Origin of the sequence: Paenibacillus sp. FSL H8-0122 (assembly GCF_038005345.1) — a bacterium.
GTDB lineage: Bacteria > Bacillota > Bacilli > Paenibacillales > Paenibacillaceae > Paenibacillus_AQ.
Window position 1 is genome coordinate 358,468 of sequence record NZ_JBBOTB010000001.1, and the last position, 19,892, is coordinate 378,359.

General features: G+C 40.1%; 17 protein-coding genes and 1 rRNA gene. 17 read left to right on the forward strand and 1 reads right to left on the reverse strand.

Annotated elements, in window-relative coordinates; translation table 11 throughout:
* Positions 1-16: 16 nt before the first annotated feature.
* The 13 genes from NSS64_RS01665 to NSS64_RS01725 all read left to right on the forward strand — a co-directional run bounded on the left by NSS64_RS01665 (position 17) and on the right by NSS64_RS01725 (position 14,693).
* On the forward strand, positions 17-817 hold the full coding sequence (locus tag NSS64_RS01665; protein WP_341139002.1) for an ABC transporter permease: 801 nt from the start codon (positions 17-19) through the stop codon (positions 815-817).
* Positions 818-850: 33 nt separating this feature from the next.
* The gene (locus NSS64_RS01670; protein WP_341139003.1) at positions 851-1,852 is read left to right on the forward strand and encodes a glycosyltransferase family 2 protein; all 1,002 of its coding nucleotides are present in this window, start codon (positions 851-853) and stop codon (positions 1,850-1,852) included.
* Positions 1,853-1,913: 61 nt separating this feature from the next.
* Complete coding sequence (locus NSS64_RS01675) at positions 1,914-3,158, forward strand: hypothetical protein (protein WP_341139004.1); 1,245 nt, start codon at positions 1,914-1,916, stop codon at positions 3,156-3,158.
* Positions 3,159-3,166: 8 nt separating this feature from the next.
* Positions 3,167-4,420: a pyridoxal phosphate-dependent aminotransferase gene (locus NSS64_RS01680; RefSeq protein ID WP_341139005.1), complete on the forward strand. Its 1,254-nt coding sequence runs from the start codon at positions 3,167-3,169 to the stop codon at positions 4,418-4,420.
* 7 nt (positions 4,421-4,427) lie between these two features.
* On the forward strand, positions 4,428-5,024 hold the full coding sequence (locus NSS64_RS01685; RefSeq protein ID WP_341139006.1) for an HAD-IA family hydrolase: 597 nt from the start codon (positions 4,428-4,430) through the stop codon (positions 5,022-5,024).
* Entirely contained in the window at positions 5,014-6,186 is a 1,173-nt protein-coding gene (locus NSS64_RS01690) for a glycosyltransferase (RefSeq protein WP_341139007.1), read from the forward strand. The genes NSS64_RS01685 and NSS64_RS01690 overlap by 11 nt, the downstream gene beginning before the upstream one ends.
* Complete coding sequence (locus tag NSS64_RS01695) at positions 6,187-6,774, forward strand: GTP cyclohydrolase II (RefSeq protein ID WP_341139008.1); 588 nt, start codon at positions 6,187-6,189, stop codon at positions 6,772-6,774.
* 20 nt (positions 6,775-6,794) lie between these two features.
* Complete coding sequence (gene gltX, locus NSS64_RS01700; protein WP_341139009.1) at positions 6,795-9,458, forward strand: glutamate--tRNA ligase; 2,664 nt, start codon at positions 6,795-6,797, stop codon at positions 9,456-9,458.
* Complete coding sequence (locus tag NSS64_RS01705; RefSeq protein WP_341139010.1) at positions 9,415-10,080, forward strand: hypothetical protein; 666 nt, start codon at positions 9,415-9,417, stop codon at positions 10,078-10,080. Before gltX (NSS64_RS01700) ends, NSS64_RS01705 begins: the two co-directional genes overlap by 44 nt.
* A 52-nt stretch (positions 10,081-10,132) precedes the next feature.
* Complete coding sequence (locus NSS64_RS01710; RefSeq protein ID WP_341139011.1) at positions 10,133-11,338, forward strand: alkaline phosphatase family protein; 1,206 nt, start codon at positions 10,133-10,135, stop codon at positions 11,336-11,338.
* A gap of 23 nt (positions 11,339-11,361) precedes the next feature.
* Positions 11,362-13,008: a glutamate--tRNA ligase gene (gene gltX / locus NSS64_RS01715; protein ID WP_341139012.1), complete on the forward strand. Its 1,647-nt coding sequence runs from the start codon at positions 11,362-11,364 to the stop codon at positions 13,006-13,008.
* Positions 13,009-13,055: 47 nt separating this feature from the next.
* Positions 13,056-14,048, forward strand: coding sequence for a glycosyltransferase family 2 protein (locus NSS64_RS01720; protein WP_341139013.1), 993 nt, complete (start codon positions 13,056-13,058; stop codon positions 14,046-14,048).
* Between the two features lie 390 nt (positions 14,049-14,438).
* The gene (locus tag NSS64_RS01725; RefSeq protein ID WP_341142743.1) at positions 14,439-14,693 is read left to right on the forward strand and encodes a Type 1 glutamine amidotransferase-like domain-containing protein; all 255 of its coding nucleotides are present in this window, start codon (positions 14,439-14,441) and stop codon (positions 14,691-14,693) included.
* 53 nt (positions 14,694-14,746) lie between these two features.
* On the opposite strand, the gene NSS64_RS01730 is transcribed toward NSS64_RS01725, so the two are convergent.
* Positions 14,747-15,298: a helix-turn-helix domain-containing protein gene (locus tag NSS64_RS01730; RefSeq protein ID WP_209878909.1), complete on the reverse strand. Its 552-nt coding sequence runs from the start codon at positions 15,296-15,298 to the stop codon at positions 14,747-14,749.
* 159 nt (positions 15,299-15,457) lie between these two features.
* Here NSS64_RS01730 and NSS64_RS01735 point away from each other — a divergent pair, with 159 nt between their 5' ends.
* From NSS64_RS01735 to NSS64_RS01750, 4 genes are all read left to right on the forward strand, one after another.
* Complete coding sequence (locus NSS64_RS01735; RefSeq protein ID WP_341139014.1) at positions 15,458-16,117, forward strand: alpha/beta hydrolase; 660 nt, start codon at positions 15,458-15,460, stop codon at positions 16,115-16,117.
* 6 nt (positions 16,118-16,123) lie between these two features.
* Entirely contained in the window at positions 16,124-16,894 is a 771-nt protein-coding gene (locus tag NSS64_RS01740; RefSeq protein WP_341139015.1) for a dioxygenase family protein, read from the forward strand.
* A gap of 156 nt (positions 16,895-17,050) precedes the next feature.
* On the forward strand, positions 17,051-17,935 hold the full coding sequence (locus NSS64_RS01745; RefSeq protein ID WP_341139016.1) for a hypothetical protein: 885 nt from the start codon (positions 17,051-17,053) through the stop codon (positions 17,933-17,935).
* 195 nt (positions 17,936-18,130) lie between these two features.
* Positions 18,131-19,691: ribosomal RNA gene (locus NSS64_RS01750) — 16S ribosomal RNA — on the forward strand.
* Positions 19,692-19,892 lie beyond the last annotated feature (201 nt).

Here is a 19,892-nt window from a genome sequence, read left to right on the forward strand (position 1 = left end):
TGAGATGGGTGAGTGTATGAAGTTAATCAAACGAAATGTAGCTATGTATTTTCGGCTTATGGGACAACAAGTAAAAGTTCTATTGGAGTATAAGATCGATTTATTAATTATGTCGCTTTCCTCCATATTCACATGCACACTGGGATTGATATTTCTTGGAGTTATTTTCGAGAAAATACCTCAAATCAACGGATGGTCACTCGATCAAATGCTGTTAATATACGGTATGGTCACATTTTCAGAAGGACTGGCTTCGTTATTATTTGAAGGTGTATGGAGTCTGCCTTTTTCAATTAATTCAGGCGGACTTGACAAATATCTTTTGAGACCGCTCTCAATGACGCTACAGGTGATAAGCTCAAAAATTGGAGTTAACGGGTTAGGCAATATTGTAATTGGTCTTGTTATTGTAGGCTATTCGTTAAATAACACAGGCATAGATTGGACTACTGGAAAAGTAATTACTTTTTTACTTATTTTTCTTTTCGTAAGTATAATATCAGCTTCTATCAATCTGGCTGCCAATTCAATATCATTCTGGTACAAAAATGCAGGAATTTCTCTTCCAGTTTCTATTAATGGATTTCATGAATTCGGAAAATATCCAATAAATATTTATAACCATGCCATACAGTTAATTTTAATTTTTGTTCTCCCTTATGCTTTTATAGGGTTTATACCAGCATCATTTCTTTTTGAGAAAACAATATGGAAATACTTTTGGTTTCTCTGTCCAATTGTTTCTATATATTGTATCTGGAGTTCTCTTTTTCTTTTTAAAGCAGGCTTGAAAAGATATGAGAGCGCAGGAAATTAATTAGATGTATTTAGCTTAGAAGGGAGCGATGGTATGAGTTCCATTTCTGTGGTAATTCCCACCTATAACAAGTTAAGTGACTTGGAAAGCACTTTGTCAGGCTTTACACAGCAAACGAACAAGAATTTTGAGATTGTAGTTGCAGATGATGGAAGCACAGATAATACACAAAAAATGATTCGTTCCTTTTCTCATCAAATGAATATCGTTTATTCTTACGATGAATCGAAGGGGAGAGCCAGCGCAAGAAATCGCGGATTACAGTTGGCTAGTGGTGATTTAATTGTTTTTGTTGATAGTGATCGGATACCCTCATCTTCCTTTTTAGAAGAACATTGCAATGCTTTACGTGCAAAAGAGAAGATAGTAAGCATTGGTTCAAAATACTCAATACTAAGAAAATACACCAGTAAACTTCGTATTCCATTTAATGCACAGGCAGAATTTTTACGCTTTATAGAACGTAATCCCGGGGTGACTCAAAAATTGTTAAATGAGGAAGCGCTGTTTACCTCGGAAGTATTAAGACAGAATCTGGATGCGGCTATAAAGACTTTTTATTTATTTGAACCTCCAGATAACTTTAATTCGATTCGTGAAGTTTTTTCAGACCGGTTCAGTGATTTCAGTTTTGCCTGGATAGCGGCTACAACTGGGAATATGGCATTAAGACGCAATGATATAAATGATTTAAGCTTTGACGAGTCAATGATTGGTTGGGGAGCGGAAGATACAGATTTTGCTTACCAGCTATATTTACGTGGGTATGAATTTCATTTTACTCCAGAGGCTTCGAACTATCATCAAGAGCACCCAAGAGCACCAGGTGAGTTTGAACAGCTGATAAATAATATAAAAAGGATGTGTGCTAAGTATCCTGATGCTATAGAGATACTTTTATGGCGTAAAGTAACGGAATACAAAGATAACTTCACGTTCTTAGAAGCGGACAAGATGCTGAAAGATTTTGAGAAATTACCGAATGGAGTATTGAGAGAGAGTATTTTATCCTTATTAAAGGAGAAATACTGTTAGGATGAGGTGGAATTGAAATTAATTAATGAGTAATACATTATTTTAAAAAGGTGGAGAAAGAATGGTGCCTTCTTATTTCGAACAAATAACTACACTCGAGAGTGATTATGATGAAATATTACATTTAACAGCCAATGAAAATGTTATGTCTGACTTAGCTTTACATTTTTACCGCTCCAAATTAGCTCATCGTTACAATATGGGGGAAGGCGTAGACGGAGTCTTTGTTCATAGTAATTTTGCAGCTAAAGGAATGCCAGAAATTTCTGAATTGATAAACGATGCATCTGTTAAATTGAAAGTAATGCTAAATGCAGGTCTGGTCAATTTAAATTGTTTATCCGGTGTCCATGCCATGATTAGCGTCCTTTTAAGTACTACAGATCCAGGAGATCAGATTATGACGGTGTCTTCAAAGCATGGTGGACATTTCTGCACTAAAGGGATTGTGGAGAGAAGTGGCAGGGGGCATGTATTTGCCGAGTATGATCACGCCAATCTTACTTTTAGTGTAGATGGTATAGCCGAGATTTTTAAAAAAAATAATTGTAAGGCGTTATATCTGGACACCTCTGTGCTTTTAAAGCCCCATCCCATTAAGCTTCTAAGGGAAGCACTCGGTAATGAAGCCATTATTATTTACGATGCCAGCCATACGATTGGTTTGATTATGGGCGGTAAATTCCAGTCTCCCTTATTGGAAGGGGCTAATATTATTGTCGCCAATACGCATAAAACTTTACCAGGTCCACATCATGGTTTAATTGCATTTAGGGATGAAGCAGATGCCCAAGACTTCAATAAAATTATTCATAATAATTTTTACTCCTCTACACATATCAATAGTGTTATTGCATTGGCTATAACAATTATAGAAATGGATATATGGGGTAAAGAATATGCAGATCAAATCATTAGAAACTCGAATCATTTAGGAAGTTGTCTGGAGCAGTATGGATATAATGTAAGAAAGCTTGACCAGAACAAATTTACAGAAAATCATCAACTGCATGTTTACGTAAAGGAAGAGAATAAAATAATTGTAAAAAGATTTCTAGATAACAATATGTCCGTTAATACTAGCAAAGCACTGGGAAATGATTTGTTTTTGAGGTTAGGATTACAAGAAGTAACAAGAAGGGGGATGAAAGAAAAAGATATAGAACAGATTGCAGTATTCATAAAGAAAATTTTAAGAGATGAGTATGTAAAGAAAGATGTTATTGATTTTAATAGCAAATTTATTAATGTGAACTATGGATTTGGTATGGAGCACATTCACAAACCTATGGTCTTTAATAGTTAGGAGGAAATATGATAGTAACTAAAACAATTCATGAAGTTACGTATCTGAGATTCAGAGAATATTTGGATTTAACCTATTCTCAAAATATAAAGCAAAAAGTCGTGGCATTATCAACGGGATATCCTGAGCCTGGTGAGTTTCCTTTGCCTAAAGTAATACTTTCCAAGCTGGCGGTTGAAATAAATGGAGTGGAGAAACCAAGACAAGGTTATGGATGGGATGCCGGATCTCAACCACTGCGGGAAATACTGATAGAGCTGGAGAATAGTTTACATAGTACAAACTATTCAATCAGAAATATTTGCATGGTGGCTGGAGCAACCTATGGCTTTAATAGAATATTAGAAGCGATATTCGAAGGGGAGAACAAGGTCAAGAAACTTCTCGTTGTAGGTCCCACATACTATAGGATGCTGAACCGGGTCGAGAGATTAGCACAAATTGATTCCGTCATTGGTTCTGAAAAGAAACAATTTCAGATAACAGCGGAGGAATTGATAGATTCTATCGATGCGAATACAAAAGCGATATTTATCGCAAATCCGACAAACCCTACCTATTTGTATTATTCCGAGGATTTTTTCGAGAAGATCATTCCATTTTTAGAAGAGAAACGTATTTATTTAATTATTGATGAATCAGGAGATGCTTTTTATCAAGGAGAGGGGGACAAAAGACTAAAGAGGTTTCCAGCCGGTATTAACAATAAATACGTCATTCGTATTGTAACCGCTTCAAAGAAATACCTTCTTGCTGAGTACAGAATTGGCTATGTCTTAGCGGATGAGACTTTTATGGGCGATAAGACTAAAGGGTTTATCAAGATTATTGGTGATGATATAGGAAATGCACCATTAGCAGTAAATGAAGCCTGGGTGGAAATCGCACTACATGAATTAGCCGTTCTAAGAAACGAAAAATGCTCATGTCAACAATGTGACTTTATAACTCAAATGGAAGAAAATAACCGTCGGATGCTCTATTTGAGAAATCTAAGCATGGATCACTTATTAAAATCTCCGAGTGTTGAAAATATTATTATACCAGAAGCAAATTTTAATATTACTTTTAAGATTAATAACTATAAATACAAGAGTGATATAGCTTTATTCAAAGCACTATTGAAAGACAGCAGTATAAGTTTATTACCTTGTTCTGGACTAGGGTTAGATGAATCCTTGATGTATTTTAGGCTGACATACGGAATAAATGAGGAAGTTTTGAATTATGGATTGGATAGACTGAAAAAATTCTTGGAATAGGTGAATTATGGCGATTAAAACAATTATATGTGATTTATCGGATGTATTAATAAAAGGAATTGAAGGAATAGAGAGCAAGATTTCGAAAAAAATTGGCGTATCTGAAGAAAAAATTTCGGATAAGTTATACATGTTTGACTTCTCCCCTCTATGGCTAGGGAAAGTCACGGAGGATGAGTTCATCCATTCTTTACTATCTTCAAGTCCTCAGTATGATTTATCAATTACGGATTTTAAACAGATGATAAGAGAGCATTTCATTGAAATAGAAGGAACAAGAGAAATATATGAGAGGTTAGGTTCCAAATATGAATTAATTCTTTTATCCGTAAATTCTAAAGAATGGGTTCAGTATATGGAAAATCATTTTGATTATGAAAGATTATTCAATATTGTTATTTATTCTTACGATATTGGTTATGTTAAAAGGCAAAAAGAATCATTCAGATATGTACTTTCAAAATACAACTTAAATAGCGAAGAAGTTTTATTAATTGATGATTCCCAGAGAAATATTAATACAGCAGCAACCCTAGGGATCAAAACTTTGAGGTTTGTGAATTCAAATCAATTGAAAAAGGATTTAGAGAGGCTTGCAATATGAAGATAAAGGGGGGGATAAGTTGCTTATTAGCCTATGTATGATTATTAAAAATGAAGAGAGATACTTAAATGAACTGCTTTTATCCATGAAGCCATATGTTGATGAAATCATAATAGTCGATAATTATTCAACGGACGACAGCTATAATATTGCAATGGAAGCAGGAGCACAAGTAGTAAAAGCTTCAGCTACATCATTAGATGTGTTGCGAAATATCGGACTTGAACTTGCTAGTGCGGAGTGGGTCTTAGTGATAGATGCGGATGAGTGCATTCATACACGGGATCTTATTAGAATTAGAGAAATTGTTAAAGAAACAGACGCCGATGCTATTTCATTCCCAAACTACAATTACTACGGAGATGGCCTTTGGGCATTTGTATATAAATTAAGATTATTTAGAAATGACCCACAAATTATATGGTCAGGCAAATGGCACGAATCCGTTCAGCCGTCTATTGATAAGAGCAATAAAACTATGGCTCGGATGAATGACATTACACTTCACCATTTAGAGGTTAGAGGAAGAGATCGAAGTTTGGAAAAGAGACACAGAAATATCGAAAGGATTCAGGATGCTTTAAATACAGATCCAAATCCCAATTTATTTTCTTTATTGAGTCTTGAATTTTTTGTGATAGATAATTTTGAGAAAGCCTTGGAATGCTGCCAAAAAGCTCTCGATTTAGAAGGGAATTATTATCTCGCGCTTAGATTTATGGCTCAATACTATATTATTCAGGGTGAACTAGATGAAGCGGAAAAATTATTAACGAAAGCATTACAGAATAAAAATACTAGCAGAGACCGCCTTTACTTTGCATTGGCCTCAATATATCAAATAAGAGGATCCTATGACATAGCTCTTAACTATATTGATGAAGCGTTAAAAATTGATAGCGGAGCACATCATTTCATAAATAAGGCTTTTTTGGTCATGAAGATGGGGGGGGACCAAACAAAGGTCAATAACCTTCTGAAGTTGGCTTTAATTAAAAATCCTTTATTACTGGAAAAAAGCATATATGCATCGCTGCAAAAGGCGAACATATATGCGCCACAGACAAGTCTGCTGCCAATATATCAAAAATTCAATGATAAATCATCTTTCTGGAATAAAATTCAAGGGATGAAAATTGAGAATCTAAAGGAGAGTTTTTGAATGACAATTTCTAGTTCAACACCATTAGTTACGCAATATGGATCTTTTACTGTAACATTGCATAAATTTGAGCCGAACTATGAATGTGTTACGTTTCATATGGGAGATATTACGGAAGGAACACCGTTGGTTAGAATTCATTCTAGTTGCTTATTCAGTGAAGCTTTCCACTCCTTGGATTGCGATTGCAAATTACAACTATCAGGCTGTTTGGAGAGAATAGGACAATTAGGAAAAGGTATTGTAGTGTATTTATATCAGGAAGGCAGAGGGCATGGTTTAGATAATAAGATAAAGGCTATGAGACTGGAACAAGAATATGAGATTGATACCGTTCAAGCATTTCAAAGACTTAATTTTGAGCTTGATCCCAGAGAATATTCGTTTGCGATAAGAGCATTGGGAGACTTAAATCTTTCTAAAACTATAAAGGTAGCCAGTAATAATTTTCGGAAAATTACAGTGTTAAAATCAGGCGGATATAAAGTTATTGAGCAAGTGGAGCTAACTTATCCAGTAAACGAGCACGTTAGAAAATATTTAGAGGTTAAACGTGAGAAACTAGGGCATTCAATAAGTTTTATATAGAGTCAAGTGAGGTGAGCTTTATGAGCAGAACAATAGCTGAGTTGCTGTTTGGCGGAAAAGAAGAACAGGAGACGGACTATGATCGAGTATATCCCCCGAGAGCGCTAAAAGCGGGAGCGCTTGTAAGCCGGTTCGGCCCGAGCCCGACCGGTTTCTTACACATCGGCGGAGTTTTTGCAGCGTTAATTTCCCAACGTTTAGCCCAACAAACTGAAGGGTGCTTCTATCTGCGGATTGAAGATACAGACAAGCGCAGAGAAGTTGAAGGGGGCGTCAGCAGTCTCATTCAGGCGCTAACTCACTATGGGATTCATTTTGATGAAGGTCCCATTGGATTGAGTAAGGAAATTGGTAGATACGGTCCATATATTCAAAGCCAACGCGCACATATTTATCGGGCTATGGTCCGAAAGCTAATGGAGGAAGGAAAGGCTTACCCGTGCTTTGTTTCAGAGGAAGAAATCCAGGAAATCAGAAAGAGCCAGGAAGCTAAAAAAGTGCAGACTGGCTACTATGGAGAATGGGCGGTCCACCGCGATTTATCTTTTTCAGAGGTAGCGGACTACTTAAAAGAAGGCCGACCGTATGTTATTCGCTTAAAGGCTAATCCTTTAAAACCAAAGCTCGTGTTCCATGACTTGATCAGGGGTGAAGTGGAACTGCCGACAAATTATCAGGATATCGTCTTGTTAAAATCTGGCGGTCTGCCAACCTATCATCTGGCTCATGTGGTAGATGATCATTGGATGAGAACGACACATGTAATAAGAGGAGACGAATGGTTATCTTCTATACCGGTTCATATACAGCTGTTTGAATATTTTGGATGGACTCCTCCTTGTTATGCACATATATCGCCCATTATGAAAGAGGAAGGGAACTCTAAGAGAAAACTGAGCAAAAGAAAGGATCCGGAAGCAGCGGTCCAATACTATCAAGAAAAAGGAGTCCCAGAGAAATCAGTTATCGAATATCTGCTGACTTTAGCCAATTCCAATTATGAGCAGTGGAGAAATGAGCATGCTGGGGCCAACAATAAAGCGTTTAACGTGGAGCTCCATCGAATGAATAGTAGCGGTGCATTATTTGATTTAAAGAAGCTGATGAATATTAGCAAAGATGTTATTGCCGGAATGAAAGCGGAGGAGGTGTACCAAGAAGCGGTAGCATGGGCAAAAACCTATGATCCCCCGTTGGCGGAATTACTGACAGAGAAAAAAGAATATGGGTTGAAAATCATCAGTATCGGAAGAAGTGGGGAAAAGCCGCGGAAGGACATTTCCCAATGGTCAGAAATTCGAGAAATATACGGATATTTTTTTGATGAGTTATTTCAAAAACCGGATGTGAAACAGGACTATCCTAAGAATATTTCAGCTGAGGATATCGCAGCTATCACCCAAAAATATATAGCGAGATTTAAGGATAATGAGAAAAACTATTCAAACGAAGAATGGTTTGAAGAGATTAAAGAAATAGCCCGCGAAATAGGGTTTGCACCAGAGATGAAATTGTTCAAAGCGAACAAATCATTATATAGAGGTCATGTTGGAGATGTCAGTATGGTCTTGCGAATCGCAATTACAGGAAGGGGGAATACTCCAGATCTATATGAAGTTATTCAAGTATTGGGACATTCGAATGTGATGAGGAGACTGGAAAATAGCAAGCGTATAATACATGCCAGATCTTTTGATTATCATATACCCTGGGAAATGGTCAATTTGTCTTCAAAATTATCGTGTTTATTTATTGATCATAGAACAACATCAAAGGATTATGTAAGTAAAGTCAGCAAACATATGCATTGGAATGAGCATCATAGTGGTTTTTTACTAAATACATGCTTGCGGCATGAACAATATCGATTGGACGAAGCAGTAGAGATTAATAATGAATTGTTTTATGCAGAAGGATTAATGGCTCTGAGAAGATTATTATCCACTTTATGTGGTTTACAGTCCGAAATTATCGGCGAGAGGGAAATCTATAATCAAGTAACTAAAAGTATTAACTTTTCTTATGCTAAAGGTGCAATAACGGATAGTGACTACAAAGGATTACAACAAGTAATAAAAATAAGTCAAAGCATTAGAAAAGATTATCAGGTGAATTCCGATGAGAATTACTCAACTATTGGCGGGAATCTTTTATTTGAGCATATCACTAACAAGCATAATCCAATTATTATGATCATTGGTGGCGGATATATGGCTGAGTTTTTCTTTGAACAAGTATACGAAAAATTCGAAAAAATAATTTGGGTAAATCGAGATTTGAAGAAGGTTAGAGATATTGTTTTAAACAAGGCTAAATACAACGAAAAATTTAATAGTAATCGTATTGTATTCTGTAAATTAGAAGATTGTAAGTCTTTCTTGCCGATAGTGGATACCGCTTTTTTAGCAATTAGTAATCGTTCAAATTTACTGAATAAAGAAGATTTGAAATCTATGCCAGCAGAATCCTTAATAATTGATGTTTCTTATCCTGCAGCTGTAGAAAATGATAATATCCATAATATTATTAATATCTCCAATACTGCTTTTGAGCGATACATAAAGAACCCCGTGCCAAAAAGAAACATTATAGAAGCCAATGGGAAAATCGATGAAATAATAAGTATATTGGGAGGACAATATGGAAAATATTTTAGAGAAAATCAAGCCATATGTCTCACTTAGCTCTGTTCTTTTTATTACATCACAGCATAAAGACTCTTATGATATAGACATCTATTGTATTGTTAAGGCTGGCCATTCCTCTTTTCATCTTTTCCAGGATGAAGATGGAAGGTGGATAGAATTATTTGTTGATAGTAAAAAGGGTATGTTAAGAAAAATTAATAATGTAGATGAGATCTGCATAAATTTTATCACAGAGATGAATTTGATTTATGGGGATAGAGTCTACTTTGATGAAATATATAATAGAGCTTTTGAAAAAAAGAAAAGTTATAAGCTTCCAGAAGAGAGAAAGGTTTTGATTAAATATAGAATCAAAGTATTAGCCTCTAAACTTCATAGTACGCCGGCAGATAACCAAGAGCATTTTATTCTCAATGCATTAACGTATCCGTTAATCCAACTAATTCTTGATGAGTATGGCATTTTTCCGGCATCACCCAAGAAGTGGATTATTCAGTTGAAAGAAGCACTCCCCCTTTCCATTTTTAATGATGAGGTGAACGCCTTAATTGAAAGAGATAGAAATCAGGTACTTAAGCTGGTTGAAAAATATACTTCTGATTTCGAATTTCTACATCTCACATGTATTAAAAACCCTAGCACTACCTTTATTCAATGATTCTTTTCCTTTGTGAAAAAAAATATACATTGGGGGGAGCAATATTTTTCGTTTGCGGCTAAGTAATGTAGATGATATTTCCGGAATTCAACAATCTTATTCAGAAATAAAGCGGATCAATTATATTAAAGAATTAAATGGGTATAAACCGGATGAGCTGAATTCAATTAAAACAGTTTTTGATATTGTAGATGATGTGTTTACTGAGGGAACAGAAGAGTTGGTAGTGTTTGCTGTAGATGCTATTTCCTTTCATTACTTTTCAAATGATGTCTTTCCGTTAGTCAAAAATAAGAACGATAAATTTACGACAGTGTTATCCTCTGTTTTTCCAACGACAACTTCCAGTAGCTGGTTAACCGTTGTGACCGGTTCATGGCCATCGGAACATGGTGTATATGGAACTTCTTTCTATCAAGAAGAACTGAAGGGCAATTATTTATGGATTAACAATACACTCAATATAAATGATATGCGCACTTTTCTGGGGAAAGATGATCCGTTTAATTTGACTCTGACTCCAAAACAAACAATATTTCAAAAATTACAAAAGAAAAATGTTGTCTCGTATTATTTGGGGAATCATGGCGTAAGTGAACTAAATCCAATTCGTCACCATTTAACTCTAGGAGCAGAACATATTAAGCCTGCATGGGACTATCCAAATTCGAAGCTACAGCCTCGACTGCTGCTGGATAATTTATTGAAACAAGTTCCAGCTCTGCTTAATGAAAAAAATAAAAAAAAACTAATATGGATTTATGTTGATTTTGATGATTATATTCATGAATATGGTTACAGCTGCTTGACTTCAAGCAAAGTTTGGGATGATATATTTAGCTTTTGGGACGGATATAAAAGTGAGAAACGTAAATTTATTTTGATGTCCGATCATGGACAGGTTAAACAAGATAAAACTTCCTTTAATGCACTGAGGGAATCGCAAATCCCCTCCTTATTCTCCTCAAATACAGGAGGAGCAGGGCGAGTATTGTATTTCTATCCACAAATAGGAAAAGAAAAAAAGGCGCTTGGGTGGGTAGAATCGATGGTTAAAGATACGGGAATAATACTTAGGAAAGATGATTTGGTTAAGTACAAATTATTACAACCAGGCTTTGTTGCGCCTCAGAGAATTGGGGATATTATTGCTATTGCTGGAAGCAGTTCTTTTAAATCGGCAGGTAATATGTATGAGTATGAGCATGGTGCTTTGACGGAACACGAAATGTTTGTTCCCTTCGTTATGCAGATTTAATTTATTTCGAGGAGATTGTGATTATGAGCAGAACAATAGCTGAGTTGCTGTTTGGCGGAAAAGAAGAACAGGAGACGGACTATGATCAAGTATATCCCCCGAGAGCGCTAAAAGCGGGAGCGCTTGTAAGCCGGTTCGGCCCGAGCCCGACCGGTTTCTTACACATCGGCGGAGTTTTTGCAGCGTTAATTTCCCAACGTTTAGCCCAACAAACTGAAGGGTGCTTCTATCTGCGGATTGAAGATACAGACAAGCGCAGAGAAGTTGAAGGGGGCGTCAGCAGTCTCATTCAGGCGCTAACTCACTATGGGATTCATTTTGATGAAGGTCCCATTGGATTGAGTAAGGAAATTGGTAGATACGGTCCATATATTCAAAGCCAACGCGCACATATTTATCGGGCTATGGTCCGAAAGCTAATGGAGGAAGGAAAGGCTTACCCGTGCTTTGTTTCAGAGGAAGAAATCCAGGAAATCAGAAAGAGCCAGGAAGCTAAAAAAGTGCAGACTGGCTACTATGGAGAATGGGCGGTCCACCGCGATTTATCTTTTTCAGAGGTAGCGGACTACTTAAAAGAAGGCCGACCGTATGTTATTCGCTTAAAGGCTAATCCTTTAAAACCAAAGCTCGTGTTCCATGACTTGATCAGGGGTGAAGTGGAACTGCCGACAAATTATCAGGATATCGTCTTGTTAAAATCTGGCGGTCTGCCAACCTATCATCTGGCTCATGTGGTAGATGATCATTGGATGAGAACGACACATGTAATAAGAGGAGACGAATGGTTATCTTCTATACCGGTTCATATACAGCTGTTTGAATATTTTGGATGGACTCCTCCTTGTTATGCACATATATCGCCCATTATGAAAGAGGAAGGAAACTCCAAGAGAAAACTGAGCAAAAGAAAGGATCCGGAAGCAGCGGTCCAATACTATCAAGAAAAAGGAGTCCCAGAGAAATCAGTTATCGAATATCTGCTGACTTTAGCCAATTCCAATTATGAGCAGTGGAGAAATGAGCATGCTGGGGCCAACAATAAAGCGTTTAACGTGGAGCTCCATCGAATGAATAGTAGCGGTGCATTATTTGATTTAAAGAAGCTGATGAATATTAGCAAAGATGTTATTGCCGGAATGAAAGCGGAGGAGGTGTACCAAGAAGCGGTAGCATGGGCAAAAACCTATGATCCCCCGTTGGCGGAATTACTGACAGAAAAAAAAGAATATGGGTTGAAAATCATCAGTATCGGAAGAAGTGGGGAAAAGCCGCGGAAGGACATTTCCCAATGGTCAGAAATTCGAGAAATATACGGATATTTTTTTGATGAGTTATTTCAAAAACCGGATGTGAAACAGGACTATCCTAAGAATATTTCAGCTGAGGATATCGCAGCTATCACCCAAAAATATATAGCGAGATTTAAGGATAATGAGAAAAACTATTCAAACGAAGAATGGTTTGAAGAGATTAAAGAAATAGCCCGCGAAATAGGGTTTGCACCAGAAATGAAATTATTCAAAGCGAACAAAACATTATATAGAGGTCATGTTGGAGATATCAGTATGGTCTTGCGAATCGCAATTACAGGAAGGGGGAATACTCCAGATCTATATGAAGTTATTCAAGTATTGGGACATTCGAAAGTAAGGTCACGGTTAAAAATATAAGGATACTTTCGTGTATTATAACAATGTGATTAAATGGAGATGTGAAGATGAGCTTAGCGACAATTATAATTCCCTCACATGAAAGAGCTATGTTTCTGGAGAATACTTTAGCGGGTTTTTTATTGCAGACAGAACAAGATTTTGAAGTAGTAGTTTCTGATAACGCTAGCACAGACTGTACAAAAAATGTCATTGATAAATATGCAGATAAATTAAAAATTAAATATCTGTATCATCATGAAAAGGGGGCTGCCGCAGCGAGAAATAAAGCTGTTGATATCGCTGAAGGCAAGTATTGCATACACGTAGACAGCGATAGAATTCCTTGTCCAGTTTTTATTGAAGAACATATTAAAACCATTCAAACTAAACCCAAGACTGTTAGCATTGGATTTAAGCCGCTAATTTTGTCTAGATTCAATAGAAACTTAAGAATATCTTATCCAGTATTGCTTGATTACCTTAAGAAAAACCCTTCTCTTCAAGAAGCAATCATAACTAAAGAAGAATTCACGATTTTTGATTCAGAGCATCTAATAAGTAATTTTAATGAAGTAATTGAAAAAGCATATCTTTCCGAAACACGTGACAATTATCAAGATTTAATAAACGTGTACTCCGAAAATCTTGTGAACTTTCACTTCCCGTGGATTTTGGCAACTACCGGAAATATGGGATATGAGAGAGAATTGGCTTCTAATATAGTGTTTGATGAAAAATATTTAGGCTGGGGACTGGAAGATACGGATTTTTCATATCAACTTTATTTAAGCAATCATCAATTTATCTTCAATAAAAAGGCAATAAATTATCATCAAGCCCATGAACGTGGTAAAAATGAAAGTAAGGAACTCGCCCGGAATTTCTCTTATTTTCTAGAAAAGTATCCGACAATTGAAGTTTTTCTGTTTCTAAGATATTTTAAAGATCAAATTACTCTTTTTGAAGCAAATGAAATTATGAGACAATTCTTCGAAAAGAAAAATTCTCTTTTAATGAATGACTATATTGCTTTAATGAAGGCCTTGTTTAAAGGTTAAGTAAGTGTCGGAGAATATTCAATTGTATTGGTGCCCTGAAAAAGGGGCAAACAGGGTCGCAATTTTGAGAAAATATTATTTGAATGTTCCTTATCTATTAGGGACCATGGGAAATATGGTGTTTACTATATTTTTTGTACTTCTTATCACTTAAATGTTTTTTATATACAATTTTGTGAAATTAGTCCAAATGTATCTATCATTGCTCAACCAACCCTTTGGGAATTAATGCAGCATTGGATTATGTTTGGTCTTCCCACGGAGTGGCAGAACCAATTTAGTTTGCCTAAGTATAAAGTGTACCCAGATATTTTATCGTCCCATACTATGGGGAGTTAACACGCTTATCGGCATATTTTATATATGTTGGTGGCGACAATATGAGGAGGGATATTACCAGGGATTCACTGTCCTCATTATAATGAAGACAACCGCGAGGCAGATTTCTTGGAAATGGTTAAGGGAATGGATACAACAGGCATAGCCATTGAGAATCACTGCGCCATTATTTATAAAGATGATCAATATAAAGTGATCTCCTCCAGAGAACAGGCCAAGGCCTATAAGATACAAAAGATCAATCAGCGGATGATCGTGACGGAGATTGAGAAGCATGCTGAATATAATGAGATAGTGAATATGTGATTAAAAGAAGCCCGCACTCCGCCTATCCGGCCAGAGTACGGGCTTTTGAATGTTCAGAGGACATCCTGTCCGTTTTCGCTTTCTGTGTAGATGGAGATCAGCACAATCGCGGTGTCTTCTCCGGTATTTTTGACGGAATGGGGGGTGCAGGCATTCCAGCTAAAGGAATCACCCTCAGTAAATTCAGCTCCGTCTTCCCCTTGCTGCGCATAGATAGTCCCTTTAATGACGACATGGACCTCCTGTCCTTCATGCGCATGGGGGGCATCCCCAATCATGGCACCGGGAGGGAACTCGACGATCGACATCCGTACATTTTGGGTGGAGCTGAGGTGTTCGACTTTTAGCTCAGCTGCGCCGCTGGTGGTGATTCTCCGTTCATCCTTGCGGACAATCTGCATGCGCTCTTCTTTTTTTAGCAGCAAATAAGCAAGCGGAACCTTCAGAGCCTGGGCGATATTCTCCAGTGTAGCGATGGAAGGTGAGGTCTTATTGGTTTCGACCTGGCTCATGAAGCCTTGGGAGAGGCCGGTAGTGTCGCATATTTGCGCGATGGTGATATTTTTCCGCTTGCGGATTGCCCGTATTGTAGCACCGATATCCATAGGATCACACCTTCGTAATATTTGTAATACTAAACTTATTTTTATATTAACAATTTCATGATTGACAAGTCAATGTGGATTGCGTTAAATTACTCATATAAAAAATATATTATTATAACTAATATTCGAGCGAGGAACTTCAGTATGGAGGAAAATAAGATGAACCCTAAGTATTCATATAATATTCACTTACCGGATGGGCTTGAGCAAGGCAGGAAGTACCCGGTGATCTTTACTTTTCACGGCAAGGGCTCTAATGAGCGCAATATGTTCGGTCTGGTGGCGCCGCTGGCTAAGGAGTTCATTATTATCGGGGTTCGCGGGAATCTGGCACTGGGTACGGGGTATCAATATTATGATTTGAAAAGCCTGGGCAACCCCATCCGCGGGATGTTTGACCAAGCTGTCAGCGATCTTGAGGCCTTCATTCACTATGCAACGCAGCAGTATCCGGTCGATCCGGACAGACGTTATTTGCTCGGCTTCAGCCAAGGGGCCATTCTGTCCATGACGCTTGCGCTTACGATGGGGGAGCAGTTGAAGGGGATTGTCGCACTGAATGGATATATTCCCGAATTTGTGAAAATGGAGTATAAGCTCCGTAGCCTTAAGAACGTGTCTGTCTTCGCTTCGCATGGTGAATACGATTCGGTGTTCCCGGTGCGCATTGGACATGAGACTGCCGCCTATCTGGAGGGGCAAACCGAACGGCTGACCTTCAGACTATATCCGTCCGACCATGGCGTAACTGAAGAGAACCAGCATGATTTCTTGCAGTGGCTCAAGCAGGACGCCGGATTAACCATTAATAAGGAGTGATTATCGATGATGCCTTCCTATTTTTTTGCTCACGGAGCTCCAACTATTGTTCTTGAAGATAATGCCTACACCAAGCTGCTGAAAGAGTTCAAAGACCATATGCCCAAACCGAAAGCCATCGTTCTCTTCTCAGCGCATTGGGAGGAACCCGTGCAGTCCGTGGGCGCGGCGGCAACGTATGATACCATTTATGACTTTGGCGGGTTCCAGGACGAGCTGTACCAGATGACGTATCCGGCACATGGCGATCCGGCTCTCGCGGAGCAGATTCAGAAGCTTTTGACCGCGGGAGGGGTGAAGAATGTCAGGGATGAACAAAGAGGACTCGACCACGGCGCATGGGCTGTGCTGAAGCTCCTCTACCCGGAAGCGGATATTCCGGTTGTGGCAATGTCTGTGAATCGTGATCTGTCTAATGCCCGGCAGTATGAGATCGGCAAGGCGCTGGCGGCGCTGCGTGAACAGGATGTGCTTATCATCGCCAGCGGGGGAACCGTTCATAATCTGCGGAGGTTGAACTGGAATTCGGATGAGATCAACGGGTGGGCCGAGCAGTTCGATCATTGGATTCAGGAGAAGGTGGAAGCATGGGATACAGAAGCGCTGTTCCAATACGAGGAGCTTGCTCCTTATGCGGAGATGGCGGTCCCAACGAGTGAGCACTTTATTCCGCTGTTCATCGCTATGGGAGCGGGAGACCCGGGGCGTAATGCGCAGCTGCTTCACCGGAGTTATCAGTATGGTAATCTAAGCTTGAGCTGCTGGCAGTTTAATTAAAATGTGGTGAACTCTGAACGCTCCGATTCGGCAATCTCCTTGGTGTACTTCCGAAATCAGGCATGTCAAGCTGTCGGGGAGGAAGGAATTTCCGGTCCACTTTTCAATACATTCTTGGTAAGGTAGGGGGACTGCTATTCTGAAGAGGTGAAGATTATGCAAAAGAAACATTGTGCATTCTGCGATCAGATTGTCCGCATTACAGCAGACGGCGAGTACGATCAGTATATCGACTGCTCCTGCTCTCCTGGCGGAAGCTACGGTCTGCTTAGAGATAGCTATGAATCAATTCTGGCGCTCTCGTTCCAGCAGAAGCGGGACATGCTGCATCTGATCTCAGGTTATATCCGTGAAAAGACAGATTGTGGCGAGAAGGTGATCCTTGCGTTCAGCGATCTGGAGGATATTGTGAATGCCCCGGGTATTCCGGTAACGGCTGAGGATAAAGGGGACCGGCTATTGCAGTATCTGCATAGGCATTCTAGTGGCTCCGGGGAGCCCGTAGTGATTCATCCCCTGTCCCGCAGCTACAATCTGACGTATTCTCCCAATCTGCAGGAGCTGGTCTATATTATTGACAGGCTGCAAAATGAGAATCTGTTAGTCCGGGAAGGTATGAACTTCTCTTTGACCCCTATGGGGTGGGAGGAAGCTTCTGCAATCGCAGGCGGCCGGGTTTTACAACAATGCCTGGTTCTTCTGCCGGATGATGAGAAGCTGCAGGCGGAATGGCAGGACAAGCTGTGGGCCAAAATCGAGCAGTTTGGCTATTTCCCACGTTTGCTTGCCAGCAAGAACGAAGCCGCGAATTCGCTGGTGCCTGTGGCGGACAGCAAGCTGGTTATTGCGGACCTCACAGGCCAGTCATCTGAGGTGTATCTGGCAGCGGGCTATGCGCTTGGGCTGAACATTCCGGTAATCTGGACGGTCAGAAGCGACGAGGCAGATACATTAAGGATCCATCTTCAGGAGATACGTCCGCTGGTTTGGGAGACTGCGGAAGAACTGATGGTATTGCTTCAGCAAGAACTTTTGAAATAATAGTTGCATAGTTGTTTGATCCATGTTATATTATAAAAGTTGCTGGTGACGCGGTAATCGTCGCTAACAACGAGCTTGATCTTTGAAAACTGAACAACGAGTGAGTATCGGAAATCACTTCGGTGAGATCCAAAATGAGAGAATGTAAATTCTCGTCAGATGTTTCAAAATGAGCAATCGCTCTTTCTAAATACCAATTTGGAGAGTTTGATCCTGGCTCAGGACGAACGCTGGCGGCGTGCCTAATACATGCAAGTCGAGCGGAGTCTGAAAGGAAGCTTGCTTCCTTTCAGACTTAGCGGCGGACGGGTGAGTAACACGTAGGCAACCTGCCCTCAAGCCTGGGATAACTACCGGAAACGGTAGCTAATACCGGATAATTTCTTTTTTCTCCTGAGGAGAGAATGAAAGGCGGAGCAATCTGCTGCTTGGGGATGGGCCTGCGGCGCATTAGCTAGTTGGTGGGGTAACGGCCCACCAAGGCGACGATGCGTAGCCGACCTGAGAGGGTGAACGGCCACACTGGGACTGAGACACGGCCCAGACTCCTACGGGAGGCAGCAGTAGGGAATCTTCCGCAATGGGCGCAAGCCTGACGGAGCAACGCCGCGTGAGTGATGAAGGTTTTCGGATCGTAAAGCTCTGTTGCCAGGGAAGAACGTCCGGTAGAGTAACTGCTACCGGAGTGACGGTACCTGAGAAGAAAGCCCCGGCTAACTACGTGCCAGCAGCCGCGGTAATACGTAGGGGGCAAGCGTTGTCCGGAATTATTGGGCGTAAAGCGCGCGCAGGCGGTTATTTAAGTCTGGTGTTTAAACCTTGGGCTCAACCTGAGGTCGCACTGGAAACTGGGTGACTTGAGTACAGAAGAGGAAAGTGGAATTCCACGTGTAGCGGTGAAATGCGTAGATATGTGGAGGAACACCAGTGGCGAAGGCGACTTTCTGGGCTGTAACTGACGCTGAGGCGCGAAAGCGTGGGGAGCAAACAGGATTAGATACCCTGGTAGTCCACGCCGTAAACGATGAGTGCTAGGTGTTAGGGGTTTCGATACCCTTGGTGCCGAAGTTAACACAGTAAGCACTCCGCCTGGGGAGTACGGTCGCAAGACTGAAACTCAAAGGAATTGACGGGGACCCGCACAAGCAGTGGAGTATGTGGTTTAATTCGAAGCAACGCGAAGAACCTTACCAGGTCTTGACATCCAACTAACGAAGCAGAGATGCATCAGGTGCCCTTCGGGGAAAGTTGAGACAGGTGGTGCATGGTTGTCGTCAGCTCGTGTCGTGAGATGTTGGGTTAAGTCCCGCAACGAGCGCAACCCTTGACTTTAGTTGCCAGCAGGTGAAGCTGGGCACTCTAGAGTGACTGCCGGTGACAAACCGGAGGAAGGTGGGGATGACGTCAAATCATCATGCCCCTTATGACCTGGGCTACACACGTACTACAATGGCCGGTACAACGGGAAGCGAAGCCGCGAGGTGGAGCCAATCCCAGCAAAGCCGGTCTCAGTTCGGATTGCAGGCTGCAACTCGCCTGCATGAAGTCGGAATTGCTAGTAATCGCGGATCAGCATGCCGCGGTGAATACGTTCCCGGGTCTTGTACACACCGCCCGTCACACCACGAGAGTTTACAACACCCGAAGTCGGTGGGGTAACCCGCAAGGGAGCCAGCCGCCGAAGGTGGGGTAGATGATTGGGGTGAAGTCGTAACAAGGTAGCCGTATCGGAAGGTGCGGCTGGATCACCTCCTTTCTATGGAGAATCGTTTCCTGCAACGGAAACATTCAAATCGGAAGCTTCGCTTCCACCAAAGAACCCTTGGGTTCGAATACTCACTCGTTGGTCAGTTTTGAGAGTTTAAGCTCTCATCTTTACCTTGATCCTTGAAAACTGGATACCGAAACGAATTTGCGTTTTAGAACATTCCTTTAAGCTGAACTTGTGTAAACAAGT

What these genes read in the sequence shown, in the direction of transcription:
- NSS64_RS01665 (WP_341139002.1), top strand. Translation starts at nt 17, where the DNA reads ATGAAGTTAATCAAACGAAATGTAGCTATGTATTTTCGGCTTATGGGA.
- NSS64_RS01670 (WP_341139003.1), top strand. Translation starts at nt 851, where the DNA reads ATGAGTTCCATTTCTGTGGTAATTCCCACCTATAACAAGTTAAGTGAC.
- NSS64_RS01675 (WP_341139004.1), top strand. Translation starts at nt 1,914, where the DNA reads ATGGTGCCTTCTTATTTCGAACAAATAACTACACTCGAGAGTGATTAT.
- NSS64_RS01680 (WP_341139005.1), top strand. Translation starts at nt 3,167, where the DNA reads ATGATAGTAACTAAAACAATTCATGAAGTTACGTATCTGAGATTCAGA.
- NSS64_RS01685 (WP_341139006.1), top strand. Translation starts at nt 4,428, where the DNA reads ATGGCGATTAAAACAATTATATGTGATTTATCGGATGTATTAATAAAA.
- NSS64_RS01695 (WP_341139008.1), top strand. Translation starts at nt 6,187, where the DNA reads ATGACAATTTCTAGTTCAACACCATTAGTTACGCAATATGGATCTTTT.
- gltX (WP_341139009.1), top strand. Translation starts at nt 6,795, where the DNA reads ATGAGCAGAACAATAGCTGAGTTGCTGTTTGGCGGAAAAGAAGAACAG.
- NSS64_RS01705 (WP_341139010.1), top strand. Translation starts at nt 9,415, where the DNA reads ATGGAAAATATTTTAGAGAAAATCAAGCCATATGTCTCACTTAGCTCT.
- gltX (WP_341139012.1), top strand. Translation starts at nt 11,362, where the DNA reads ATGAGCAGAACAATAGCTGAGTTGCTGTTTGGCGGAAAAGAAGAACAG.
- NSS64_RS01720 (WP_341139013.1), top strand. Translation starts at nt 13,056, where the DNA reads ATGAGCTTAGCGACAATTATAATTCCCTCACATGAAAGAGCTATGTTT.
- NSS64_RS01730 (WP_209878909.1), bottom strand. Translation starts at nt 15,298, where the DNA reads ATGGATATCGGTGCTACAATACGGGCAATCCGCAAGCGGAAAAATATC.
- NSS64_RS01735 (WP_341139014.1), top strand. Translation starts at nt 15,458, where the DNA reads ATGAACCCTAAGTATTCATATAATATTCACTTACCGGATGGGCTTGAG.
- NSS64_RS01740 (WP_341139015.1), top strand. Translation starts at nt 16,124, where the DNA reads ATGATGCCTTCCTATTTTTTTGCTCACGGAGCTCCAACTATTGTTCTT.
- NSS64_RS01745 (WP_341139016.1), top strand. Translation starts at nt 17,051, where the DNA reads ATGCAAAAGAAACATTGTGCATTCTGCGATCAGATTGTCCGCATTACA.